The organism is Yoonia sp. (genome assembly GCF_036007805.1).
GTDB lineage: Bacteria > Pseudomonadota > Alphaproteobacteria > Rhodobacterales > Rhodobacteraceae > Yoonia.
In genome coordinates this window covers 1-25,229 of sequence record NZ_DASYOK010000329.1, presented here as the reverse complement: position 1 = coordinate 25,229, position 25,229 = coordinate 1, and the positions used below count along the sequence as shown (strand labels likewise).

Sequence of the window (25,229 nt, the reverse complement as noted above, 5' to 3'; positions counted from 1 at the left end):
AAACTGCGCAGGCGGCAGCCAGCCCATACTGCGCGCAAGGTCCATCACCGTCGAGACACGCGGCACACGCAGCGGATGCCAAGCCCCGTAACTGGAGTGGCGATAGATCTCGGATCCGATAAAACGCGTATGTGGGGTTGCGTGTGGAATAGATGCTTGCATAACGTCTGACATGCACCCTGATGTAATGCGATTTGCGGCGGAGAACATGACAGAACCAGTCGCAAAACAGCTCCCCTTGAAGCTGCGGACCAGACACAAGACAGACGTGCGGGCCCAGTTTGCGGCCCTCTGCTGGCGTGTGAAAAACGACAAGGTCCAGATTTGCCTGATTACCAGCCGCACACGCAAACGCTGGATCATCCCGAAAGGCTGGCCCATGCACAAACAAACGCCTGCCAGCGCTGCCGCTACGGAGGCCTTTGAAGAGGCGGGGCTGAGCGGTGAGGCCATTGATTTCTGTCTTGGGGTGTTCAGCTACAGCAAGCCGCAAAAAGTAGATAACGCCCCCATCATCACGATGGTCTATCCGCTGCATGTCACCCACGTGCATGCGGATTGGCCCGAAAAAGAGCAGCGGCGGCGCAAATGGATGTCGCCCGCCAAAGCCGCCAGGAAAATCAAGGAGCCCGAACTGAAGCGCATTGTTGCAGCCTTCAAGCCCAACAGGATCGGGCGGTAACCTACGCTTGCAGCGCTGCGTAAAAGGCCTATTTAACAGTGTGAAGTTAGCAATAGGTTGTGATGATCCGTTTCCACCTCAGATGTGCGCAAGACCACGAATTCGAAAGCTGGTTCCAGTCGGGCGAGGCATTCGACAAGCTTGTCGCAGCCAATATGGTGAATTGCACGACCTGCGGCACCACGAAGGTGCGCAAGATGATCATGGCACCGGCCGTGAGCACCTCATCACGGATCACTGCCCCAAAACCCTCCGAGGCCGACCTTGCCGCTCTGCGTGAGAAAGTCGAAGCGCATTCCGACTATGTCGGTAAGGGTTTCGCAAAAGAGGCCCGTGACATGCATGACGGCCTTGTCCCCGAACGCCCGATCTACGGCGAGGCGAACCTGAAAGAAGCCAGAAAACTGGTCGAAGACGGGATTCCCGTTGTGCCGTTACCGTTCATGCCGCGCAAGAAAACGAACTGACCCCAAAAAACAGGACACCCCATGACGACACTGATCACAGGGGCCAATCGCGGGATTGGTCAGGCACTCATGGGCCTTTACGCGGACGCAGGGGAACCTGTCATCGGCACGCATCGTGCCGATGATGCAGGGCCGATGTATGAACTTGATGTCACGGACCCCGCATCTCACGCCGCCTTGGCTGCGCGTCTTGGGGATAGGCCGATTGATCTTCTGGTCTGCAACGCAGGTGTCTATCTCGACAAAGGGCAAACACTGGCCGGTGGCTACCCCGCAGACATGTGGGAACAGATGTTTGCTGCAAACGTCACCGGCGTCTTCCTCACGATCCAACACCTGCTCCCCCTCTTGCAGCGTGCCAAAGCAGGCAAAATCGCGATCATCTCGTCACAGATGGCGTCACACACGCGTGCACCCGGCGGCAGTTACATCTATCGGGCCAGCAAGGCTGCAGCCCTTAATCTCGGGCGCAACATGGCCACTGATCTGGCACCGGAAGGTATCGCTGTCGGCATCTATCATCCGGGTTGGGTTCGGAGCGACATCGGCGGCGACAATGCTGACATCTCGATGGACGAAAGCGCCAGGGGGCTGGCCGCAAGATTTGCCGAACTGAGCCTGGAGACGACAGGCTGTTTCCGCACGTGGGACGGGCGGGACCACCCCTACTAACTATTTGCCCTTTGCTGCCACGCGCATTAAAGGAAGCGCTGATTATTCAGACGTTTTCGAAAGATAGCCCATGCCAACGCTCGTGATGAAATTTGGCGGCACTTCGGTGGCCAACCTTGACCGTATTGCACGCGCTGCAAAACGCGTGGCTGTCGAGGTCGCCAATGGCTATGATGTGATCGTTATTGTCTCGGCGATGTCAGGCAAGACCAATGAACTGGTCGGCTGGGTCAATGAAACATCCCCGCTTTATGATGCCCGCGAATATGATGCGATCGTGTCATCGGGCGAAAACGTGACTGCGGGCCTGATGGCACTGCGTTTGCAGGAAATGGATATCCCCGCGCGCAGCTGGCAGGGCTGGCAGGTGCCGGTCAAAACTACCTCGGCCCATTCGAACGCGCGCATTGAAGAGATACCCACCGAAAAGATCAACGCCAAGTTCGGCGAAGGCATGAAAGTCGCAGTCGTCGCGGGTTTTCAGGGCATCAGCCCCGAGGGCCGCATCACGACATTGGGGCGCGGTGGCTCGGATACCACTGCGGTGGCCTTTGCTGCTGCGTTCGGGGCCGAGCGTTGCGATATCTACACTGATGTTGACGGCGTCTACACGACCGATCCGCGTATCACGAGCAAGGCGCGCAAGCTTGACAAAATCGCGTTCGAGGAAATGCTGGAACTGGCCTCATTGGGAGCCAAGGTCCTGCAAACCCGCTCGGTCGAACTGGCCATGCGCTATAAGGTGCGCCTGCGGGTGCTGTCATCTTTTGAGGAACCATCGGACAGCGCTGGAACGCTGGTCTGCGATGAGGAGGAAATCATGGAATCCAATGTTGTGGCCGGTGTCGCCTATTCCCGCGACGAAGCGAAAATGACACTGATCTCGGTCGCCGACCGCCCCGGAATTGCGGCTGCGATCTTTGGGCCGCTGTCCGAGGCTGGCGTGAACGTCGACATGATCGTACAAAACATCTCGGAAGAGGGACGGACGGATATGACGTTCTCTTGCCCGACCGATCAGGTGAAACGCGCCGAAAAGGCGATGCAGGATGCCAAGGCCAGCGGCGCGATCAATTTTCACGACCTCGTTGCTGATGAAGGCGTGGCGAAAGTCAGCGTCGTTGGGATCGGCATGCGCAGCCACACTGGTGTCGCGGCCAAGATGTTCCGTGTGCTTTCTGCTGAAGGTGTGAACATTAAGGTCATTACAACCTCAGAGATCAAGATTTCCGTATTGATCGACAGAAAATACATGGAACTTGCCGTGCAAGCCCTGCATGATGCCTTCGAATTGGAAAAAGCGGGCTGACGCATTTGTGTGCCAGCCCGTTCCACAGGAGGGGCTATGCCACATCGGCTAGAAAGCGAAAGCCGCAAGCTGCTTGGACGCCTGCGCGAGGCGCTCGCGGCTGACAACGAGGGTCAGGCGCGGCTTGATGCGGTCGTGAACCTTATCGCTGATTCGATGATGACCGAGGTCTGCTCGATCTATCTTTTCCGTGATGCCGAGACGCTCGAACTATGTGCAACCAAAGGACTTGAAGCAGAGGCTGTACACCAGACGCGGATGCGCTTGGGCGAGGGTCTTGTGGGACGCACCGCCAAAAGCCGCACGGTCATCAACACCGCCGATGCGCCAGCCGCCAAGGGCTTTCGTTATATGCCCGAGACAGGCGAAGAGCGTTATTCGTCTTTCTGCGGCGTCCCGATCCAGCGTCTTGGCGATGTGCTGGGCGTTCTGGTTGTCCAGTCCAAAGCGGCCCGCGAATATACGCCGGATGAGGTCTACGCGCTTGAAATCGTGGCGATGGTCATCGCCGAGATGACCGAACTGGGCGCCTTTGTCGGTGAAGGCGCCGCCCTTTCGGCCCGCCACCAGCAACCCGTCATGCTGCGCGGCTCGATTGCGCAGGAAGGGGCAAGCGAGGGTGTCGTATTTCTGCACGAACCCCGCGTTGTCGTCACAAATCCCATCTCCGAAGACCCTGAAACCGAAGGCGCACGCCTGCGCGACGCGATCGAGGATCTGCGCAAGGGCGTTGACAACATGCTGATGGGAGCACGCTCGGTTGATACCGATCAGGTACAGGTGCTTGAGGCCTACCGCATGTTTGCCAATTCGACCAGTTGGCTCAAGCGGATGGAAGAGGACGTCAAAAGTGGTCTCTCTGCCGAAGCTGCTGTGGAAAAAGAGCAATCCCACGCCCGCTCCCGTCTGTCGCGTGCCGCCGACCCCTACTTGCGCGAACGGCTGCATGATCTTGATGATCTCTCGAACCGCTTGCTGCGTATTCTGACCGGCCAAGGGGCTGAAGCACGTGCAGACATGCCGGACAATCCGATCCTTGTGGCCCGCAATATCGGGCCCGGTGAACTTCTGGAGTATGGCAAGAAAATCCGTGGCATTGTGCTCGAAGAAGGCTCGGTCGGCAGTCACGCCGCTATTGTGGCGCGGGCATGGGCGATCCCGCTCATCATCAACGCCAAAGGCGTCACCCGTGAGGCCTTGAACGGCGATCCGATCCTTGTGGATGGCGATCAGGGCATCGCGCATTTGCGCCCTGACGAGACGGTACAGACCGCGTTCCGTGACAAGATCGCGATGCAGACGCGCGCGCAGGAACGCTATGCCTCAATCCGCGACCTGCCTGCGGAAACCAAATGTGGCACGCGCATCTCCTTGCAGATGAACGCAGGCCTGATTGCGGACCTGCCGTCACTGGCAGGCTCGGGTGCAGAAGGTGTCGGGCTCTTCCGGACCGAATTACAGTTCCTGATCCGCAGCCAGATGCCGCGCCGCGCCGAGCTTTCCGCGCTCTATGCGCGCGTTCTGAAAGCGGCAGATGGCAAACGGGTGGCGTTTCGCACGCTCGATATCGGGTCGGACAAAGTGCTGACCTACATGAAGCCCAACGATGAACCGAACCCAGCAATGGGTTGGCGCGCGATCCGTGTGGGGCTTGATAAACCGGGCGTATTACGGATGCAGTTGCAGGCGCTCTTGCGCGCGGCCAACGGCCAACCTTTGACGGTGATGTTTCCCTTTGTCACCCAGATGAATGAATTCCGCGCGGCACGCGCCGAAATGGACAAGGCTATCGCGCGCGAAACCAAATTGGGCCATGTGTTGCCATCCAAACTCGACGTGGGCGCGATGCTGGAAACACCCTCGCTCGCCTATGCGCCGGATGCGTTTTTTGAAGAAGTCGATTTCATTTCCATCGGTGGCAACGACCTTAAACAGTTTTTCTTTGCCGCTGACCGCGAGAACGAGCGCGTCCGCAAACGCTACGACACGCTGGACACCAGCTTTTTGTCGTTCCTGACCCACGTCATCAAGCGTTGTGAGAAAAGTGGAACACCGCTGTCCTTCTGCGGCGAAGATGCAGGGCGCCCTGTCGAGGCGCTTTGCTTTGCCGCGCTTGGTCTGCGCAGCCTATCAATGCGCCCTGCCTCGGTTGGTCCGGTCAAGCATCTATTGCGCCGCGTGAACCTTAATGAGGTGAAGGCGGTGATGGATGAGGCTATCGCCAAAGGCGACCAATCCGTGCGGCGTGCTGTGGCTGACTGGCTGGTCTATCAGGTCTGAGGCAGCTTGCCTGCCGCCAGGACCGCATGGAAATGATCCGTGACCGCCTGTTCGCCATAGATGCGTGCCAACCGGCGCAGCCCGAAATGCACATGGGCCATCGACACATAGTAATCGACGAAGGCGTAGTTGGTCCCTGCGCCAGCCGCGGCACCGAGGATCGGCACCGCTTGTGTCGCCAGCTTTTGGGATAGGACAGCGGCAAACTTCGGGGCCACTTTGCTGATCAACCCGTTCACAGCGGCACCCGAGATGCTCAGCCGCGCACCGATAAACGCTGTGTCGATCCCGTCATCACCACTGCCCGGTCCGCCTGAGCCAAAGACGGCAAGGCATTCAACCTTGGTTTCTTCCGCATCAGGATCTTCCCCGTAGGTCACCGCCACATGATGGACTGCGCGGAAAATCACAGTGGTCGCAACGGGCAATTCGGCAAGCGCTGTCGGCAAACCGCCGACACCACCAAAGGCACCTGAAATCGTTCCCAAAATCTTGTGTATGCGGTCCGAGCCAATCGCCTGCCCGCGCCCCTTGCGCGACTGGTTTGCAATGTCAAAGCTATGGCGCAACGCCATGCGTGCGAGATCATCCATCTGGCCACGCACCCCTGCGGGCAACATTTTGAGCCCGTCTTCGACCTGCCCGCCGACATAATTGATTGCTGTCATCAACATGCCATTTGCCTTGCGTTGACGCGCGGCAAAAGCAGCAATCTCGGCCTTTGCCTCATCGCTGAGCGGTGGGGGCGGGTTCAGGGGATTGATCTCTCTCATCACGGCGCTTTTGTCATCCATGCCTTTGAAATGGGGACAGGATGCGCCAATTTCAATCGCGCAGAGATGTGACCATGCCCGTCACACCATCCCAAGCGCCTTCAACAAGGGCGATACCCAGCACACGATCAGGGTTCGTCGGCGGCGGCATGGTGACACCCGCAAGCCGTTCAAACCCGAAACGGTGATAGTAGGGGGCGTCACCGACAAGCATCAACCGCGACCAACCAAGGTCGCGCGCCTTGGCCAAACAGTGCTGCATCAGCACCGCGGCTACACCCTCGCCCTGTCGCGTCGGGTGCACAGCGATTGGGCCAAGCAAGACCGCCTTTTGCCCGCCTACCAGAACAGGCCAATTGCGCACCGCACCGGCCAGTATACCATCCACATCCCGTGCAGTCAGACAGAGCGGGCCAATCGGATCAACACCCTCGCGCAAGCGATAAGACGACAAGGCAGACCGCCCGGGTGCAAAGCAAAGATCATAAAGCGCCTCAACTTCCCACCAGTCATCCGCCGTCTCCTGGGCCAATGTGATTGCCGTTTGTTGCATTTGTCTTTCATCTGGCCACGCGCTAGTCAGACGCTACCTGTTGGGCAACAAAACGAAAAGGCATTGCATGTTCTACGAACCCAAAAATGGCCACGACCTACCACATAACCCGTTCAACGCCATAGTATCGCCCCGCCCGATCGGCTGGATTGCAACGCGCGGTGCAGACGGCCAAGACAATCTTGCGCCTTATTCCTTTTTCAACGCAGTGGCCTATGTGCCGCCACAGGTTATGTTCGCTTCAACCAGCAGCAAGCCCGACCGCGACGGCACCAAGGATTCCGTGGCCAACATCCGCGATACCGGCGTCTTTGCCGTGAATGTTGTCGAATACGCCGCGCGCGATGTGATGAACCAGACCTCGGGGTCTTGGGACCGTAACACGGATGAGTTCGCCCTTGCCGGTATCGAAAAAGGCGAATGCGAGACGATCAATTGCCCACGCGTCCTAGACACCCCCGCGACGCTGGAATGCAAACTGACCCAGATTGTGCAACTGCCCGGAGAGGCCAATTTTGCTGTCTTTGGCGAGGTCACAGGTGTGCATATCCGCGACAATTGCCTTGTGGATGGCAAGTTTGACGTGACCACTTTTCACCCGCTCACGCGGCTTGGCTATCGCGACTATTCCACGATCCGCGAGGTCTTTAGCCTACAACGCCCCGATGAATAGGGACTAATTGCCTGGTCCCAATCTGCGATGATCACACAGATGCACGGTGGCACGGGATCGTGGCGCTCACCAATGCGCGCGCCCGCTGGATGTCACCCCTCAACCATGACCAATCATGCGGTGTTGCAGCAGGGGCGCGGTGCACAGGCTTCCATTTAGGGTTGATCCGCGACAATGTAGCAGCGAAGCGACAACAGGGCAGATCATGCAGACAAAAATCGGAATCATCGGTGGTTCGGGCATTTACAATATGGACGGGCTGGAAGATGCCGCTTGGGTCACGGCCCCGAGTGCGTGGGGGACGCCTTCTGATGATGTGCTGACCGGGCGCTTGAACAGGGTCGAAATGGTCTTCCTGCCGCGTCATGGACGTGGGCATGTGCATTCACCCACCACTGTGCCTTACCGCGCAAACATTGACGCACTCAAACGGCTGGGTGTGACCGACATTATCAGCATGAGCGCCTGCGGGTCCTTTCGTGAAGACATGGCGCCCGGTGATTTTGTGATTGTCGATCAATTCGTTGACCGCACCTTTGCCCGCGAAAAATCCTTTTTTGGCACCGGCTGTGTGGCGCATGTCAGCGTGGCACACCCGACCTGCGCACGCCTGTCAGAGGCCTGTGCAACCGCTGGCCGCGCTGCGGGTATCACGATCCACACCGGTGGCACCTATCTTGCGATGGAAGGACCACAATTCTCTTCTATGGCCGAAAGCAAGCTCTACCGCGCATGGGGCTGCGACGTGATCGGCATGACCAATATGCCCGAAGCCAAACTCGCCCGCGAAGCCGAGATTTGTTATGCATCCGTCGCGATGGTCACCGATTATGACAGCTGGCACCCCGACCACGGCGCAGTCGATGTGAGCGACGTGATCAAAACGCTGCAAGGCAACGGAACCAAGGCCCAAGACCTGATCAGCCGCTTGCCCGCCCTGCTCGGCGCAGACCGTACACCCTGCCCTCACGGCTGTGACCGCGCGCTCGAATACGCGGTGATGACCGCCCCCGATAAACGTGATCCCGCGCTGGTTGCGAAACTCGACGCCATCGCTGGCCGCGTCCTTTAGGAAAAGATAATGAAAACCGTCCAAGACTATATCCGCACCATCCCTGATTTTCCGCATGCAGGGATCATGTTCCGCGATGTGACCACGCTGTTCAGCGACGCGCGCGGTTTCCGCATTGCGATTGACCAATTGCTGCACCCTTACGCAGGTCAACCCATCAACAAAGTCGTGGGACTTGAGGCGCGCGGTTTCATCCTCGGCGGCGCAATCGCACACCAACTGTCAGTTGGTTTCGTGCCGATCCGCAAGAAAGGCAAACTCCCCGGCAAGACAATTGAACAGGATTATACGCTCGAATACGGCCAAGCCACGATGGAAGTGCACGACGACGCGCTGCAGGCGGGCGAGAAAGTCCTACTGGTCGACGACCTTCTTGCGACAGGCGGCACTGCCGAAGCGGGCATCAAACTGATCGAACGCATGGGGGCAGAAGTCATCGGCTGCGCCTTCATCATCGACCTACCCGATCTGGGCGGGCGCAAAAAACTGGAAAGCCTCGGCATGAACGTCCACGCGCTCTGCCAATTTGAAGGCGCATAGCCCCCCACTTTCCATGTCCCTTCAAACTTCCGCCGGAGGCATCTGCCTTTGCCGCAAAACGGCACCGGGGTTCATGATCCCCAGCGGGTCCAGCGCATGCTTGATCGCACGCAGCATGTCGAGCTTCACCGGATCGCCATAAGTCTCAAGGTCCTTGACCTTGAGACGTCCGATCCCGTGTTCCGCGCTGACCGATCCCGCCATGGCATGCACCAGATCATGCACGACGCGCTTCACTTGGGGCCGCTCAGCCTCATAATCGGCGCGGCTACGCCCCGGCATCGGAAAGACATTATAATGCAGGTTGCCGTCACCCAGATGGCCAAAACAATTGATCCGGAAGGCGCCGACTTCTGCCAAAGCCTTCTCTCCCTGCGCGATGAACGCGGGGATCGCGCTCAGCGGGAGTGAGATATCATGTGAACTGACGGACCCGATCCGCCGGTTCGCTTCGGGAATGCTTTCGCGGATGTGCCAAAAGGCATCGCGCTGCGCATGGTTTTGCGCGATCACCCCGTCGGTCACCAACCCGGCCTCAAACGCAGCGGAAAACAAACCTTCCAACGCCTCTTCGGGGCTGATCCCCGCAGAAAGCCCCACGTCGATCAGCACACACCACTCCGGCACCTCTTCAAAGGGTTGCTTAAAGTCCGGCCCGACCTCGGTCAGAAAATCCATGCCCTGACGGTGCATGATCTCGAAGGCGGACACACCCTCGCCGATCAATTCACCCGCCAGCGCCAAAAGCTCCAATGCAGCCGCAGGCGAGGGCACTGCCATCATCGCCGCTCCCACGCCAACAGGGCGCGGCACCAGCTTGAGTGCGGCACCTGTGATAATCCCCAATGTCCCCTCTGCGCCGATCATCAGGTCACGCAAATCGTAACCGGTATTGTCTTTGCGCAGCCGCGTGAGGCCGTGCCAGATGCTGCCATCCGCACGCACCACCTCAAGCCCCAGACAGAGCGCGCGCGCATTGCCGTAGCGCAGCACATTCACGCCGCCTGCGTTGGTACCCAGCAACCCGCCAATCCGCGCCGACCCTTCCGAGGCCAGTGACAGCGGAAACAAACGCCCCACATCCTCGGCCGCTTTCTGCACATCGGCCAGAATCACACCTGCATCACAAACAAGAACGTTTTCAGAAGGGTAGACTTCGCGGATGCGGTTCATCCGCTCCAAAGACAGCACCACCGGGCGCGCACCTTCCTGCAAAAGCTGTCCGCCAACCAGACCGGTACCACCGCTATAGGGAACGATCCCGACTCGGGCTGTGGCGCAGGCTTTTACAATGCTCGCGACCTCTTCGGTGCTGGCGGGCGCCACAACAAAGCCCTGCCCTGCCCAGCGGCCACGCGGCTCTGACAGGTAGGGTATGGTGTCGTTCTTGAACGCGGCCGCAGGCAGCAGCAAGCGCAAGCTGTCCTCGAAATCCGGTGTCACGGGGTTAAGCATATGAAGTTTCCTTAGATCAGCCTGTTACATGGACCGGATCGCGCGCGCGTCCAACCATGATTAATCCGCCGTCCAGCCGCCGTCGATCAGCAGATGGGTGCCGGTCATCATCGCCGAGGCATCAGAGGCCAGATAGACTACAGGACCCATAATGTCACTGACCTCGCCTGCGCGGCCCAGTTTGATCTTGCTTAACAGCCACGCCACTTTGTCCGGGTCTGAAAACGTGACTTCGGTCAAGGGTGTGCGGATAAAGGTCGGGCAAATCGTATTCACGCGGATACCCTGCTTGCCCCACTCGATCGCCATCGCTTTGGTAAAGCCTTCAACCGCGAATTTCGTGGCACAATAAACAGCGCGGTCGTTTCCGCCCACATGGGCCATCTGGCTGGAAATGTTGATCAGACTGCCCGGCTTGCCAGCAGCGATCAGGCCCTTGGCCACGGCACGTGTCAGGAAATAGGCCCCTTTGAAATTGATGTTGGACACGGCATCAAAATCGGCCTCTGTGGTCTCGACCGCAGGCGCGTGTATCGCAAAGCCCGCTGCATTCACCAGCACATCGAATGGCCCAGCGGCCAGCACCGCCGCCTCTGTCGCGGCAACATCTGCCGCATCCACCACCATCCCCTGCGCTTTCATGCCGGCGGCTATCTTCTCTGCCACCACTTGGTTCACGCGGGCAGCGTTCCGCGCGGCCACCGTCACCTCGGCCCCTGCATCAGCCAAAGCCACGGCACAGCCCAGCCCGATGCCGGACGAGCCACCCACAACCAAAGCCCGTTTGCCATCAAGCCGGAACGACGGTGTTTGGGGAAGTGTCATGGCCGTTTTGTCCTTATCAGGCGCGCGCCCTAGCCAACATCGGTCTTGCCGCGCCGGTCACTGCGCAGGTTGGCGTAAAGCACATGATTGCGCCAGCGTCCGTTTATCTGCAAATAGCTTTGCGCGACACCTTCGTATTTATAGCCACACAGTTCCAGCAATCGGCGCGAAGCTGTATTCTCAGGAAGGCACCCCGCCTCGATCCGGCTGAGATCCATCACCGTGAACGCATGATGCACAACCGCCTGAATAGCCTCGCGCATATAGCCTTGGCGGGCAAACGGCTCGCCGATCCAATAGCCTGTGATGCCCGATTGCGCCGGACCTCGGCGGATGTGATCGAGCGTGATTGCCCCGAGTAACCCGTTGTCTTCGCGCCGCACCAGAAAAAGCGGCATCGCCGTGCCGTTCGCAATCGAGCGCTGCGCCCAATAGACACGATTGGTGAAGGCTTTGCGCGACAAGTGGTCAGGTGCCCAAGTCGGCTCCCACGGCTTCAGAAAAGCTTCGCTGTCGCGGCGCAGGGCCGCCCATGCACGAAAATCACTATGTATCGGCGGGCGCAAGGTCAGCCGCTCGGTTTCGATCCGGACCTTCTTTCTGGCCCCGAGCATTAGGCCGCCAGTCGCGCTTTCAGCGCCTCAAGTGACGGGGCCGCCTCGGCGGGGCCGTAAAACGCCAGCGCCGTACCGGCCTGTCCCGCCATCTGTGCTGCAAATTCTTTCACATCGCCCGTTGTCACGTCGTCAATATGCGCAACCGTTTCGCTGATACTGGGAATGCGCCCCCAGATCGACAAGAGCCGTGCCAGCCGTTCGGCGCGGTTCGAGGGGCTTTCCAGCCCCATCAAAAGTCCTGCTTTCATCTGCGCGCGTGCGCGGGCGACTTCAGCCGCACTCATATCATCAGCGGCGCGTTTCATCTCGTCCATGGTGATATTGGCAAGCTCCGCGATCTGTTCGGCGCTGGTGCCTGCATAGATCGTGGTCAGGCCTGTGTCCTCATAGGCGCCCGCCTGCGCAAAGATTGTATAACACAGCCCGCGTTTCTCACGCACTTCCTGGAACAGGCGCGACGACATGCCCCCGCCCATCACGCTGGCATAGATTTGCGCGGTATAGATCGCAGGGTCCAGATAGGTTGGCCCCTCAAGCGCCAGTGCAAAATGCACCTGTTCGAGATCCTTGATCTCGCGCCGCTCACCGCCGCCAAATTTGGCGGGCTGCATCAGTTCGGGCGCACGCGGCACGGCGGCCAAATGGCCGAAGAGCGCCTCTGCCTGTGCAACAATCGCATCATGGTCTATCGCACCGGCAGCAGACAGGATCATCTGGTTGGGGCCATAGTGTTCGGCAACAAACCCCTGAAGATCATCGCGGTTAAAGCTGCTGACGCGTTCAGTTGGACCAAGGATGGTGCGGCCAAGCGCCTGATCAGGATAGGCCACCTCTTGCAACCAGTCGAAAATGATATCGTCAGGCGTATCTAGCGCCTGCCCGATCTCCTGCAGGATCACGCCGCGTTCAACCTCGATCTCGGCAGGATCAAAAACAGGGTTCAGCAAGATATCCGAGATCACATCCAGCCCAAGAGCGACATCGTCTTCGAGGACACGCGCATAATAAGCGGTCATTTCACGGCTGGTGTAGGCGTTCATATAACCGCCCACATCTTCGATGGCTTCGGCAATTTGCAGCGTGCTGCGCGTCTTGGTGCCCTTGAACGCCATATGTTCAAGGAAATGGGCGATTCCGTTCTGTTCGACCCGTTCGTGCCGCCCGCCTGCTTGGACCCAGATGCCAATGCTGGCTGATTTCAGCCCCGGCATATGTTCGGTCACGATTTGAAAGCCGTTGGACAGCGTGTGCAGTTGGATGGTCAATTCTGGATCCGTTCCTTGATGACCGCCTGAATGGCAGCCAGATCATTGCCGACGCGTGTAACGCGCTCGGGCCGGTCATACAGGTCCGCCATGCGCGGTGGAAGAGGGGTCGCAACACCAGAGGCCGCTTTCACTGCATCGGGGAATTTCGCAGGGTGAGCCGTGGCGAGCGTGACCATCGGTGTCGCGCCTAGATGTGCTTCTGCCACATGCACGCCGACGGCGGTATGCGGGCACAAGAGTTCGCCATGGTTTGCCAGATAGGTCTTGATCGCGGCCTGTGTTTCCTCCTCAGAGGCGCGGCCGGATTTGAAGGTATCCTTCAACATCTGATAGGCGCCTTGACTGATCTCGAAACCACCCTTTTTCAGATCTTCCATCTGGCTGGCAACAGCGGCACCATCACGCCCGTAGGCATCAAACAAAGCGCGCTCGAAGTTCGAGCTGACCTGAATATCCATCGAAGGGCTGATGGTAGGTTCCACGCCTTCTTTGGTATAGGCACCGGTTTGCAGCGTGCGGTGCAGAATATCGTTGCGGTTGGTTGCAACCACAAGATCGGCAATCGGCAGGCCCATTTTCTTGGCAATATAGCCTGCGAAAATATCACCGAAATTCCCAGTCGGTACTGTAAAGCTGACTTCACGGTGCGGCGCACCAAGCGACACAGCGGCAGTAAAGTAATAAACCACCTGCGCAAGAACACGGCCCCAGTTGATCGAGTTCACGCCCGCCAGCTTTACCTCTTCACGGAAGGCGAAATCATTGAACATGTCTTTGACGGCGGCTTGACAATCATCAAAATCGCCATCAACCGCAAGCGCGTGCACGTTGCTTTCGGTCGGTGTTGTCATCTGACGGCGCTGCACCTCGGACACCCGACCGTGGGGATACATGATAAAGACATCGACGGCCTTCAGCCCACGAAACGCCTCAATCGCGGCAGAGCCCGTATCGCCCGAAGTTGCGCCCACGATTGTCACGCGATCGCCCGACCGTGTCAGGGCGGCCTGAAACATCTGGCCGATCAACTGCATCGCGAAATCCTTGAACGCAAGCGTGGGTCCGTGAAACAGTTCCAGCAGGAAATGGTTGCTATCGAGCTGCACCAACGGCGCGCGTGCGGCATGGCCAAAACCGGCATAGGCTTGGGCGATCAATTTGCGGAATTCGGCATCGGTGAATGTATCACCGATGAAAGGGCGCATGACGTCAAAGGCCACATCTTCATAGGATTTGCCTGCCATAGCCGCGATCTGCGGATGGCTGAGCGTTGGCACCTCTTCGGGCACATACAGCCCGCCATCGCGTGCCAAACCGGTCAACATCGCTTCTTCAAAGCTCAAGGAGGGTGCTGTCCCGCGGGTCGAGATATAGCGCATAACTGTCAGGCGTCCTTTTGGCGTGTCGTCCGGAATATCAGCAACAGGGTCATAATCGCCCAGACTGCGGCCAGCAAGAACCATGTGACAGCATATTCAAAATGGTCATTCTTGATGGTTGCCGTGTTCACAGGCAGCGGCGTCAGCCGCGGATCGGCGGGTGAGGTCTGGCTGGCGACGACCATCAGTGGGTGGGTATCAAGCACCTCTGACATTGTTTCGACGTTGCGGGCGAACCAGATATTGCTGGCAATATCCGGTTCAGGTGTACTGTCATTCTGATCATCTGGCCACAAAAGAGTCCCGACCATCCGCATTTGCACGCGCAAAGGGGCAGCGTCCTTGTTCTCGAGCGGCAAGAGACCCTGATCCAAGAGGATCGGTCCAATATCAGTTTCGAACCGTGAAATCACTCGGTATCCGGTCCCTGCCTCAGTGCCCGATACCAACACGTGAAGCTCTTCACCGGTCGGGCGACCGGTGACGGAAACGCGCGAATACTCATCGCTTTGTTCATTCACAAACCGCGTCAGCGGCACGGGCGCTGCAGCCAATCGCTGATCAATCTCGGCGAGAATTTCTTCTTTCCATGCCAGACGCTCAACCTGCCAAAGGCCGAGACTGACCAGGACACCACATCCGGCAACGCCAAGTATAACGGGGAAAAGTATTTTACGCAGCATCTTGCGCCCTTGATAGTAAAAACGCGCGAGATTGCACCCGCGCGTTTGTTAATCCGGTGGATAGACTGCTGTCCACTTTAGATAGGCGGCACTTAAATGCCCCAGATGTAGACAGCGAAGAAGAGAAACAGCCAGACCACATCGACAAAGTGCCAGTACCAGGCTGCGGCCTCAAATCCGACGTGCCGTTCTGGTGTAAAGTGCCCCGCACGTGCGCGCATGTAGCAAACGAAAAGGAATATCGTACCGATAATCACGTGGAAGCCGTGGAAACCAGTGGCCATAAAGAAGTTCGAAAAGAACTTGTCGCCGCCGAATGTCCAGTCCTGCTCGACCAGCAGATACCAGTATTCGTAGGCCTGAAGGCCGGTAAACAGAATGCCCAGAACAACCGCCAGCAACAGACCATTCTGCAGGTCTTTGCGGTTGTTTTCATGGACCAGCGCGTGGTGCGCCCACGTCACGGCCATACCAGAGCACAACAGGACAAGCGTGTTGATCAGCGGAAGGTGAAACGCATCAACCTGATAGAATTCGGGGGCAACATATGTCGTGCCCGCATATTCATTCATGGGATAAAGCGTGTGCTTGAAGAAAGACCAGAACCACGCGGCAAAGAACATCACTTCCGACATGATGAACATGATGAAGCCGTAGCGCAGGCCGATCCGGACAACCGGTGTGTGATCGCCTGCGTTGCTTTCGGCAACGACTTCTGACCACCACGCGAACATGACGTAAAGAACAGCCGCAAGGCCGATCAGGAACATATAAGGGCCTGATCCGTGCATCCAGATGACGGCACCAAACAGCATGATGAAAGCGCCCAATCCGGACATAAGCGGCCAGATTGATGGTGGCAAAATATGGTAGTCGTGGTTCTTTGCATGCGCCATGTGGTGCGTTCCCTATAGGCTGGTCTTTAGTTGTTTTGTATGGCGTCTTGTGACGCGGGTGTCAAAGCTTGCGGTGCAAGTGAGGCTTGGATTTCCTCTTCCGGCAGGTCGATTTGGTAGAAGGTGTAGCTAAGCGTGATGGTATGCACGTACTGCCCTTCGCGGTCACCCACGATGGCGGGGTCTACAAAGAAGCTCACCGGCATCATCACTGTCTCGCCGGGCATCAGGACCTGCTCGGTGAAACAAAAGCATTCGATTTTATCAAAAAATGCGCCCGCTTCGAAAGGGGTAACGTTATAGGACGCCTGCCCTGCAATCGGCACATCAAGCGGATTGTGCGCCTCGTAGAATGCAAGCCCCGTTTCGCCGATACGGATTTCCATTTCGCGGACTTCGGGTTTGAAAGTCCACGGCATGTCACGCGCCAAAGACGCATCAAACCGCACCCTGATGGTTTCATCAAGGATCACATCACTCCCTGTTTCGGCGACGTTGGTCGCACCACCAAACCCTGTCACGCGGCAGAACCAGTCATAAAAAGGCACCGATGCCCAAGCAAGGCCACCCATCAACAAGACAACCGAAACGGTTTGCGCCAATGTTCTGTTTTTGCCTTGCAAGTTAGGAAAGAGTTTCATTCGCCTGCCCCTTCTTCTGGAATAAGCTGTGGTCGGGCCACGTGATCAAAACGTTCGAACTGGTTCGCGTTGCCCAGTTCGAGCACCTTCACCACAGTCAGTCCAAAGATCACGGCGATAAAACCCGTCAAGATGAGCCCAAGCCCATAGTTGCGGCCTTTGCGCCGCGTGTGCAGTTCGTGTTCGACATGCAATGTCATGACCAGCCTCCAATCCCGTAAAGCCGCAGAGCCGCTTCAACAAGGAGCGCGCCAAAATGCGCAAACAGATAGTAAAGAGAAACCTTGAACACTTTGATCTCGACCTTGTGCTTGTCGGCTTCGCAGGCCGCGTCATCACGCCGCCAGATATCAAAGGCCCCTTTGAGGAACCACGCATTCATCCAAACCGCAATCGCCAGATAGAACGGTCCACCGATCGACGTGAAACCAAGTCCGATCGCGACGGGAACCAGCAGCAGCGTGTAGACCAAAACATGCCGGCGCGTTGAATCCCGCCCGTGCGTTTCGGTCAGCATCGGAATACCTGCGTTCCCGTAGTCCGACTTTACAAACAGCGCGAGCGCCCAGAAATGCGGTGGTGTCCACATGAAAATCAACGCGAACATCAGCACACTTTCTATACTGACGCCGCCGGTCGCCACGGCCCAGCCGATCATCGGCGGGAAGGCACCTGCCGCACCACCGATCACGATGTTCTGCGGGGTCGCCCGTTTGAGCCACATCGAGTAGACGACAGCATAAAAGAAAATCGTGAAAAGCAGCAGGAACGCCGCAAGGAAATTTGTTGCCAGTGCCAAAAGCACCACCGCAAACCCAGAGAGCGCAAGACCAATGCCCAGCGCTTCACCCGGTGCAACGCGCCCCGAAGGAATGGGCCGTCCGGCTGTGCGGCGCATGCGCGCGTCAATATCGGCATCCCACCACATGTTCAGTGCGCCCGACGCGCCTGCGCCCACGGCGATACACAGGATTGCCACGAAGCCGATAAAAGGATGGACCGGCACGGGTGCGACAAGAAGCCCGACAAGCCCCGTGAACACAACGAGCGACATAACACGCGGCTTTAGCAGGGCAAAGTAATCGCCCATGTTCGCCTCATATGTGCTTTCAGATGCGCTGATATCGCTCATGCCAAACCTTGTCTCAGGGCGGTGGATCAAGATCCACCTTACGTTATGCAACAGCCGAATGTGTAAGGCGGGTCTTGACCCGCCCTCCGCCTCAGGACGTGCCTGTCGCCTCGGCGAGCCACGCGTCATATGTCTCTTGGCTGACGACTTTCACAGTAATCGGCATATATGCGTGATCTTTGCCGCAAAGCTCGGAGCACTGGCCAAAGAATATGCCTTCACGCTCAGCAGCGAACCACAGTTCTGCCAGACGGCCGGGAACCGCGTCTTGCTTTACGCCGAAGGCTGGGATCGTCCAAGAGTGGATCACGTCAGCCGCAGTCACCTGCATCACAACTGTAGCGCCAATCGGCACAACAACCGCCGTGTCAGTCGCCAAAAGATACTCGGCCTGACTATAGCCATATTCTTCCAGCTCTTCGCGGGCCAGCATGTAGCTGTCGAAGCCGAAGTCATGGTCGACATATTCATAGCCCCAGTACCACTGATAGCCGGTGACCTTGATCGTGATGTCCGCCTCGGGGATTTCCTGCTGCTTGAACAACACGGGCAGCGAAAACGCACCGATAAAAACAAGGATCACAACCGGTACCACTGTCCACGCCACCTCAAGCGGCGAGTTATGTGTGAATGTCGCAGGTTCTGGGTTGCGCTTGTGGTTATAGCGGATCACGACCCACGCCAGCAGTGCGGTCACGAACAGCGTGATAATGGTGATGATCACCAACAGCATGTTGTCGAGCCAGACCACATCGCGCGCCAGCTCGGTCGCAGACGGCTGAAAGCCCATGCCGCGGTCAACTGGACGGCCCACAATCTCAAGCTCTTGGTTGACCTGCTGTGCTGTTGCTGACGTTCCCGCCATCAGCAGACCGGCTGTGGTCCAAAGCGACGTTGCAAAGGTGTTCAAACGCATATCGTACCCTATCTTGTTTGCACCGCTTATGGTGCGTCTCCCAGGCTATTCCATTCGGGCTACGGACGGAATCCCATTGTATTCGACAGACCGTGTCCCATATCCTAACGCACAACTCAAGAACTGCTATTGCGTCAAACAGACGCTTTCGTGACAAAATTCACGCCGCACAAGGAAAAACCCATGTCCGAAGACCCGTTTCGCCCGTTTGAAACCAATCTAGATCAGGATACGGCCCTTGCGCTGTTGCGCGAAGCGACCGCTGGCGCCGATGATGGCGAGCTTTTTCTGGAACGGCGAAAGTCCGAAGTGATCTCGTTTGACGACGGACGCATCAAAACCGCCAGCTTTGACGCATCCGAAGGGTTCGGTCTGCGCGCCGTGCGGGGGGAAACCGCAGGTTACGCCCATTCCACCACCATCGACGAACATGCCCTGAAACGTGCCGTTGCCACTGCGCGGCTTGCCGTCGGAGACGGTGGCGGTACCATGTCCGCAGCCCCTGCCGGTACAAATCGTAAGCTCTATTCGGACGATGATCCGATGCTGCAAGCCACTTTCCCAGCCAAAATCGACCTGCTGCGTGAAATTGATGAATTTGCCCGCGCCCTTGATCCGCGCGTCGTGCAGGTATCAGCGACCATTGCCGCGTCCCATCAGGAGGTGCTGATTCTCCGCCCAGAAGGCACGCTTGTGACCGACACCCGCCCGATGTCGCGCCTGAACATCAGCGTGATCGTCGAGGAAAACGGCAAGCGCGAAAGCGGCGGCATGGGCGGCGGCGGTCGTGCGGGTCTTATCGGGTTAATCGGTCGCGACCATTGGGAACCTGTTGCACGCGAAGCGCTGCGTATTGCCTTGGTCAACCTTGACGCGGAACCGGCCCCTGCGGGTGTCATGGATGTGGTGCTTGGCCCGGGTTGGCCTGGTATTCTGCTGCACGAGGCGATCGGCCACGGCCTTGAGGGTGATTTCAATCGCAAAGGCTCAAGCGCCTTTGCCGGCCTGATGGGCCAGCAGATCGCCGCCAAAGGTGTGACCGTGCTGGACGATGGCACAATCCCTGACAGACGCGGATCCATTACCGTCGACGACGAGGGCACACCCAGCGCCAAAAACACACTGATCGAAGACGGTGTGCTGGTTGGCTACATGCAGGACCGCCAGAACGCCCGCCTGATGGAGGTCGCGCCTACAGGTAACGGGCGGCGAGAAAGTTTCGCGCATGCGCCCATGCCGCGCATGACCAACACCTATATGCTGGCCGGTGACGCAGCACCTGAAAGCCTTGTCGCCGATCTCAAGGACGGGATTTATGCGGTGGGCTTCGGCGGCGGTCAGGTGGATATCACCAACGGTAAATTCGTCTTCAGCTGTACCGAAGCCTATCGCGTGAAGAATGGTGTGGTCGGTGCTCCCGTCAAAGGCGCCACATTGATCGGTGACGGGGCCACTGCGCTGAAGCAGATCCGCGGCATCGGCAATGACCTTGCCCTTGATCCAGGGATCGGCAACTGCGGCAAAGCAGGCCAGTGGGTGCCGGTTGGTGTCGGTCAGCCCAGCCTGCTGATTGGCGGGCTGACGGTGGGCGGCGCTGCCGCGTAGGATGATTCCTTTCGGTGACTGACGCGGCAGGGCTGTGGTTTTGCGGCGTCGCCGCGCCGAATTTGCAAGGTTTCTGCATTTTTGACGCATTTAATGTTCATCCGGTAAGAACTCGTTAACCCCGTTCATCCTACAGTCGCTGTGCAATATGGCGGAGCCTACAGGATGACCGGAACACACGCTTCTTCCACTCACCCCCCACTCCTACCCACCACGGAAGAGGATCCGTTCAACCGGCTCCGCCTATTGCGCTCACGTCGGGTTGGCGTTGCGACATATCACCGGCTGCTGGCAGAACACGGCAGCGCGGCTGATGCGTTGCGCGCCTTGCCCGATATCGCCAAATCCGCTGGTGTCAGCGGCTACGAAATCTGTTCGGAAGGCGTGGTTGCAGCGGAACTCAAAGCAGGAAAGGCCGCAGGGGCGCAATTCGTGATACACGGATCACCGGCCTTTCCTTCGTCCCTATACGATATTGCCGATGCGCCACCACTTATGTGGGTTATGGGACAGACGGCACTGTTGCAAAAGCCGATGATCGCACTTGTCGGCGCGCGGAATGCATCGTCCCTCGGGACACGCATGGCGAAACGATTGGCCGAGGATCTGACAAAAGCGGGCTTTGCGGTGGTTTCGGGCCTCGCGCGCGGCATTGATGCCGCGGCCCATCACGGCGCGCTTGCCGGTGGTACCATTGCTGTCATGGCCGGCGGTGTCGACACAATATATCCCGCAGAAAACACGAAACTGGCGCAGGACATCGCCAAACACGGGGTGCGTTTGTCAGAAATGCCGATGGGTCTGCAACCGCAGGCGCGCCATTTTCCCATGCGCAACAGAATCATTTCCGGCCTCGCCCGCGCCGTCGTGGTGGTTGAGGCTGCAGGTAAATCCGGCAGCCTGATCACCGCCCGCAATGCGCTGGATCAAGGGCGTGATGTATTGGCCGTGCCCGGCCACCCGCTTGATGCGCGTGCCTGGGGATGCAACCTGTTGATCCGCGATGGCGCAACCCTCGTCCGCAGCGCTGAAGATGTCATTGATGCGTTGACCCCCGTCGCAGAAGACATCTCCGCAGCCGCACCTAATCTACCTGACGTTGTGCCACAGGAAAGAACGCTGCGCGATATTGCAGCCTTGCATTCGGAAATTCTGTCGCGCCTTAGCGCCGCACCGATCGCCGAAGACCAGCTGATGCGCGATATCAAGGTGACGGCGACAGACGTCGCCCCCGTCCTGATCGATCTGGAACTGGATGGCAAAATCACGCGACATGCAGGTGGTCTTCTGGCACGGGTTGTCTGAGTTTACGGCAGTCGCGCGCAAAGATTTTTACCCTCATTGACATTCGGCGGGCAGACGCCACATCTTGCGCGACTTAAGGAACCGTATTGTCTGTAAAGGATTCTCATGCCCGTTGTCGTTGTCGAATCCCCTGCGAAGGCCAAGAAAATAAACGGTTATCTGGGCAGCAATTACACTGTTCTAGCGTCATACGGACATGTCCGCGACCTGCCGCCAAAGGATGGGTCGGTCCTGCCTGATGAAGATTTCGACATGAAATGGGAAATCGCGGCGGACAGCAAAAAGCACATCAAAGCGATCGTTGACGCGCTGAAAAACGACAATGAGCTGATCCTCGCAACCGACCCCGACCGCGAAGGCGAAGCGATTTCATGGCACCTGACAGAGGCGCTGATCGCGAAGAAAGCGATCAAGAAAGACACACCCGTCAGCCGTGTGGTGTTTAACGCCATCACGAAATCCGCCGTCACAGAGGCGATGAAAAATCCCCGTCAGGTTGATGAACCTTTGGTCGATGCCTATCTGGCCCGCCGCGCGCTGGATTATCTGGTAGGCTTTAACCTCTCACCTGTCTTGTGGCGCAAACTGCCCGGCGCGAAATCCGCTGGCCGCGTCCAGTCGGTCTGCCTGCGCATCATCGTCGAACGCGAGATGGAGATCGAAGCTTTCCGCAATCAAGAATACTGGACCGTCAAGGCACTTTTGCAGTCACCGCGCGGCCAGACATTCGAAGCGCGCCTGACCACGCTGGCAGGCAAGAAGCTTGATAAATTCGATCTGGGCAATGCCACGCAAGCCGAAATGGCCGTGCAGGCCATCAATTCGCGCGATCTGGTTATCCAGTCGGTCGAGGCGAAACCAGCCACCCGCAATCCGTCGCCGCCTTTCATGACCTCGACCCTGCAACAAGAGGCCAGCCGCAAATTCGGCATGGGCGCGAAACAAACCATGAGTGTCGCCCAGCGTCTTTATGAGGCAGGCCTGATCACATACATGCGGACCGACGGCATCGACATGGCGCCCGAGGCTGTCGCCGGTGCGCGCGATGCGATCAAGGCCAAATTCGGCGAAAAATATCTGCCCGATCAGCCGCGTCTCTATAAAAACAAAGCCAAGAATGCGCAGGAAGCACACGAGTGCATCCGCCCCACCGAAATGTCGGTGAGTACCGAAGATGCAAAAATCGCAGATGCCGATCAGCGCAAGCTCTATGACTTGATCTACAAACGTACAATGGCCAGCCAAATGGCCGCCGCGCGTCTGGAACGCACCGTCGTTGATATAACAAGCGCCGATGAACAGGTCGTGCTGCGCGCCAATGGACAGGTCATGGTCTTTGACGGCTTCATCGCGATCTATGAGGAAGGCAAAGACGATACGGTTGTCGATGACGAAGACAAGCGTCTGCCGCAACTGACCGCAGGCGAAAAGGCCACGAAAAAGTCGGTTGATCCGGAACAGCATTTCACACAGCCGCCGCCACGCTATACCGAAGCAACGCTGGTCAAGCGCATGGAAGAATTGGGGATTGGCCGCCCCTCGACCTATGCATCCATCGTGACCACGATTCAGGATCGCGGCTATGTCGAGAAAGACAAGAACCGTCTGATCCCGCAGGATAAAGGGCGCTTGGTAACGGCCTTTTTAACGAATTATTTCCGCAAATACATCGGTTACGACTTCACCGCCGATCTGGAAAACCAGCTTGATGAGGTCAGCGCGGGCGAGGCTGATTACAAAAAAGTGTTGGCGCGGTTCTGGCGCGATTTCTCGGCGGCGATCGCCGAAACCGCCGATTTGCGCATCACCGAGGTGCTGGAAAAAATCAACGAGGTGCTCGAACCCCATCTTTTCCCGCCAACACAGGATGGCAGCGATCCACGCCTGTGCCCCAACTGTGGCGCAGGGCGTCTGTCGATGCGCACTGCACGGTCCGGTGGCGCGTTCATCGGCTGCTCGAACTATCCCGAATGTCGTTATACGCGGCCTTTCGGTCCGCCTAATCCCGAGGCCGAGGCCTCGGCCATTCCGCCTGAAGGCAAACTGCTTGGCAAGGAAGATGGCGACGAAATCCGCATCTTCAAGGGCCGCTTCGGCCCCTATGCCCAGCGCGGGGAAGTAACAGAAGAGAACAAAAAACCACCCCGTCAGGGTATCCCTGCTGAGTGGGAGCCCGAGGATGTGACACTTGATCAGGCGTTGATGCTGCTGTCGCTGCCGCGTGAACTTGGCCCGCACCCTGAAGATGGGATTCCGGTCTGGGCCAACATCGGGCGTTATGGCCCGTACCTCAAACATGCAGAAAGCACTTCGCATCGCGGTGGCACAAACGCCAATCTTGATAGCATTGATGAAGTCTGGACCGTCGGGATGAACCGTGCGGTGCAGCTTTTGGCAGAGAAAGTGGCGTCACGCGGCGCGCGCGGCAAAGCAGCTGCGCCGATCCGTGAATTGGGTGAACACCCCGAAGCAGGCGGACCTGTCAGTATTTATGACGGCAAATACGGGCCTTACGTGAAATGGGAAAAGATCAATGCGACGATCCCCGACACGGTTGAACCGTCCGAGTTGACACTGGCTCAGGCAGTACATCTGATTGACGAGCGGGCAGAAAAAGCGGGTAAAAAGAAACCGGCCCGCAAAAAAGCCCCCGCCAAGAAGACAGCTGCCACCAAAAAGAAAACTGCGGCCAAGAAAGCCGGCTGACGACAATTCTGCGTCGCGGCAATTTATTGACTCTCCCGGTGTTGGGCGGCACAACTTGTGCAAATCACGCCGGAGAGTTCGTTAATGAAAAAGATCTACCCTAACGCGGCCGCTGCACTTGATGGGCTTTTACACGATGGCATGTTTATTGCCGCTGGCGGTTTTGGCCTTTGCGGCATCCCCGAACTTTTGCTGAGTGCAATCCGCGATGCAGGCACCAAGGACCTGACGTTCGCGTCGAACAATGCAGGCGTTGATGACTTCGGGATCGGCATTTTGCTGCAAACCCGTCAGGTCAAGAAGATGATCAGCTCTTATGTCGGGGAAAACGCCGAGTTCATGCGCCAGTACCTGTCGGGCGAGCTTGAGCTGGAATTCAACCCACAAGGCACATTGGCCGAACGCATGCGTGCTGGCGGCTGCGGTATCCCGGGTTTTTATACCAAAACCGGCGTTGGGACCGTGATTGCCGAAGGCAAAGAACATAAGGATTTCAACGGTGAGACCTATATCCTCGAAGAGGGTATCTTTGCCGACCTTGCGATCGTCAAAGCATGGAAAGCCGATGCAACCGGCAACCTTGTGTTCCGCAAAACTGCACGCAATTTCAACCCGCCCGCCGCGATGTGCGGCAAGGTTTGTGTGGTCGAGGTGGAAGAAATCGTCCCGACAGGGAGCCTTGATCCCGATAGCATCCATTTGCCCGGCATCTATGTCCACCGTCTGATCCAAGGGGATCACGAAAAGCGGATCGAACAACGCACAGTGAGGAGCGCATAA

Annotated in this window: 25 protein-coding genes and 1 pseudogene; 12 read left to right on the top strand and 14 right to left on the bottom strand. The window is 57.9% G+C overall.

Going from position 1 to position 25,229, the window contains the following annotated elements; genetic code table 11:
• Nucleotides 1-174 (bottom strand): annotated as a pseudogene (locus VGP75_RS17600) (acetoin utilization protein AcuC); the annotation flags it as partial.
• A gap of 34 nt (nt 175-208) precedes the next feature.
• On the opposite strand from VGP75_RS17600, the gene VGP75_RS17595 reads away from it, so the two are divergent.
• From VGP75_RS17595 to ptsP, 5 genes are all read left to right on the top strand, one after another.
• Entirely contained in the window at nt 209-682 is a 474-nt protein-coding gene (locus tag VGP75_RS17595; RefSeq protein WP_327544892.1) for an NUDIX hydrolase, read from the top strand.
• 62 nt (nt 683-744) lie between these two features.
• Nucleotides 745-1,149 (top strand): DUF1178 family protein, encoded by a 405-nt coding sequence (locus VGP75_RS17590; RefSeq protein WP_327544891.1) that lies wholly within the window; start codon nt 745-747, stop codon nt 1,147-1,149.
• Between the two features lie 21 nt (nt 1,150-1,170).
• Complete coding sequence (locus VGP75_RS17585; RefSeq protein ID WP_327544890.1) at nt 1,171-1,821, top strand: SDR family NAD(P)-dependent oxidoreductase; 651 nt, start codon at nt 1,171-1,173, stop codon at nt 1,819-1,821.
• Nucleotides 1,822-1,891: 70 nt separating this feature from the next.
• A complete protein-coding gene (locus VGP75_RS17580) occupies nt 1,892-3,130 on the top strand; it encodes an aspartate kinase (RefSeq protein WP_076661074.1) in 1,239 nt (412 codons plus the stop codon).
• Between the two features lie 36 nt (nt 3,131-3,166).
• Nucleotides 3,167-5,410, top strand: a complete 2,244-nt coding sequence (ptsP, locus tag VGP75_RS17575) for a phosphoenolpyruvate--protein phosphotransferase (protein WP_327544889.1) — start codon at nt 3,167-3,169, stop codon at nt 5,408-5,410.
• Here ptsP and VGP75_RS17570 read toward each other — a convergent pair.
• Both VGP75_RS17570 and VGP75_RS17565 read right to left on the bottom strand, forming a co-directional pair.
• Nucleotides 5,401-6,204 carry an EcsC family protein gene (locus VGP75_RS17570; protein ID WP_327544888.1) on the bottom strand — a complete coding sequence of 268 codons (804 nt, stop codon included), beginning with the start codon at nt 6,202-6,204 and terminating at the stop codon, nt 5,401-5,403. The two genes, ptsP and VGP75_RS17570, sit on opposite strands and share 10 nt — an antisense overlap.
• 31 nt (nt 6,205-6,235) lie before the next feature.
• Nucleotides 6,236-6,736: a GNAT family N-acetyltransferase gene (locus VGP75_RS17565; RefSeq protein WP_327544887.1), complete on the bottom strand. Its 501-nt coding sequence runs from the start codon at nt 6,734-6,736 to the stop codon at nt 6,236-6,238.
• Between the two features lie 67 nt (nt 6,737-6,803).
• Between VGP75_RS17565 and VGP75_RS17560 the strand changes: the two genes are divergently transcribed.
• From VGP75_RS17560 to VGP75_RS17550, 3 genes are all read left to right on the top strand, one after another.
• On the top strand, nt 6,804-7,409 hold the full coding sequence (locus VGP75_RS17560) for a flavin reductase family protein (protein WP_327544886.1): 606 nt from the start codon (nt 6,804-6,806) through the stop codon (nt 7,407-7,409).
• A gap of 202 nt (nt 7,410-7,611) precedes the next feature.
• The gene (locus VGP75_RS17555) at nt 7,612-8,481 is read left to right on the top strand and encodes an S-methyl-5'-thioadenosine phosphorylase (RefSeq protein ID WP_327544894.1); all 870 of its coding nucleotides are present in this window, start codon (nt 7,612-7,614) and stop codon (nt 8,479-8,481) included.
• Between the two features lie 9 nt (nt 8,482-8,490).
• On the top strand, nt 8,491-9,021 hold the full coding sequence (locus VGP75_RS17550) for an adenine phosphoribosyltransferase (protein WP_327544885.1): 531 nt from the start codon (nt 8,491-8,493) through the stop codon (nt 9,019-9,021).
• Nucleotides 9,022-9,042: 21 nt separating this feature from the next.
• Here VGP75_RS17550 and VGP75_RS17545 read toward each other — a convergent pair whose 3' ends face one another.
• From VGP75_RS17545 to coxB, 11 genes are all read right to left on the bottom strand, one after another.
• Nucleotides 9,043-10,476, bottom strand: a complete 1,434-nt coding sequence (locus VGP75_RS17545; RefSeq protein ID WP_327544884.1) for an FAD-binding oxidoreductase — start codon at nt 10,474-10,476, stop codon at nt 9,043-9,045.
• A gap of 60 nt (nt 10,477-10,536) precedes the next feature.
• Entirely contained in the window at nt 10,537-11,301 is a 765-nt protein-coding gene (locus VGP75_RS17540; protein ID WP_327544883.1) for an SDR family NAD(P)-dependent oxidoreductase, read from the bottom strand.
• A 29-nt stretch (nt 11,302-11,330) separates the two neighbouring features.
• A complete protein-coding gene (locus tag VGP75_RS17535) occupies nt 11,331-11,915 on the bottom strand; it encodes a GNAT family N-acetyltransferase (RefSeq protein ID WP_327544882.1) in 585 nt (194 codons plus the stop codon).
• Complete coding sequence (locus tag VGP75_RS17530; RefSeq protein WP_327544881.1) at nt 11,915-13,183, bottom strand: M16 family metallopeptidase; 1,269 nt, start codon at nt 13,181-13,183, stop codon at nt 11,915-11,917. The genes VGP75_RS17535 and VGP75_RS17530 overlap by 1 nt, the downstream gene beginning before the upstream one ends.
• Nucleotides 13,180-14,565, bottom strand: coding sequence for a threonine synthase (gene thrC / locus VGP75_RS17525; protein WP_327544893.1), 1,386 nt, complete (start codon nt 14,563-14,565; stop codon nt 13,180-13,182). The genes VGP75_RS17530 and thrC overlap by 4 nt, the downstream gene beginning before the upstream one ends.
• A 5-nt stretch (nt 14,566-14,570) precedes the next feature.
• A complete protein-coding gene (locus tag VGP75_RS17520; RefSeq protein ID WP_327544880.1) occupies nt 14,571-15,248 on the bottom strand; it encodes an SURF1 family protein in 678 nt (225 codons plus the stop codon).
• A 92-nt stretch (nt 15,249-15,340) separates the two neighbouring features.
• Nucleotides 15,341-16,144, bottom strand: a complete 804-nt coding sequence (locus VGP75_RS17515; RefSeq protein WP_327544879.1) for a cytochrome c oxidase subunit 3 — start codon at nt 16,142-16,144, stop codon at nt 15,341-15,343.
• A 26-nt stretch (nt 16,145-16,170) separates the two neighbouring features.
• On the bottom strand, nt 16,171-16,785 hold the full coding sequence (locus VGP75_RS17510) for a cytochrome c oxidase assembly protein (RefSeq protein WP_327544878.1): 615 nt from the start codon (nt 16,783-16,785) through the stop codon (nt 16,171-16,173).
• A complete protein-coding gene (locus tag VGP75_RS17505) occupies nt 16,782-16,985 on the bottom strand; it encodes a cytochrome c oxidase system small membrane protein (protein WP_327544877.1) in 204 nt (67 codons plus the stop codon). Before VGP75_RS17505 ends, VGP75_RS17510 begins: the two co-directional genes overlap by 4 nt.
• Complete coding sequence (gene cyoE, locus VGP75_RS17500) at nt 16,982-17,917, bottom strand: heme o synthase (RefSeq protein WP_327544876.1); 936 nt, start codon at nt 17,915-17,917, stop codon at nt 16,982-16,984. Before cyoE ends, VGP75_RS17505 begins: the two co-directional genes overlap by 4 nt.
• Before the next feature lie 91 nt (nt 17,918-18,008).
• Nucleotides 18,009-18,833 (bottom strand): cytochrome c oxidase subunit II, encoded by an 825-nt coding sequence (coxB, locus tag VGP75_RS17495; RefSeq protein WP_327544875.1) that lies wholly within the window; start codon nt 18,831-18,833, stop codon nt 18,009-18,011.
• 183 nt (nt 18,834-19,016) lie between these two features.
• Here coxB and tldD point away from each other — a divergent pair, with 183 nt between their 5' ends.
• The 4 genes from tldD (at nt 19,017) to VGP75_RS17475 (ending at nt 25,229) form a co-directional block, all read left to right on the top strand.
• Nucleotides 19,017-20,438: a metalloprotease TldD gene (gene tldD / locus VGP75_RS17490; protein WP_327544874.1), complete on the top strand. Its 1,422-nt coding sequence runs from the start codon at nt 19,017-19,019 to the stop codon at nt 20,436-20,438.
• 165 nt (nt 20,439-20,603) lie between these two features.
• Entirely contained in the window at nt 20,604-21,743 is a 1,140-nt protein-coding gene (gene dprA, locus VGP75_RS17485) for a DNA-processing protein DprA (RefSeq protein ID WP_327544873.1), read from the top strand.
• 105 nt (nt 21,744-21,848) lie between these two features.
• Nucleotides 21,849-24,449 (top strand): type I DNA topoisomerase, encoded by a 2,601-nt coding sequence (topA, locus tag VGP75_RS17480; protein ID WP_327544872.1) that lies wholly within the window; start codon nt 21,849-21,851, stop codon nt 24,447-24,449.
• Between the two features lie 84 nt (nt 24,450-24,533).
• Nucleotides 24,534-25,229: a CoA transferase subunit A gene (locus VGP75_RS17475; RefSeq protein ID WP_055687447.1), complete on the top strand. Its 696-nt coding sequence runs from the start codon at nt 24,534-24,536 to the stop codon at nt 25,227-25,229.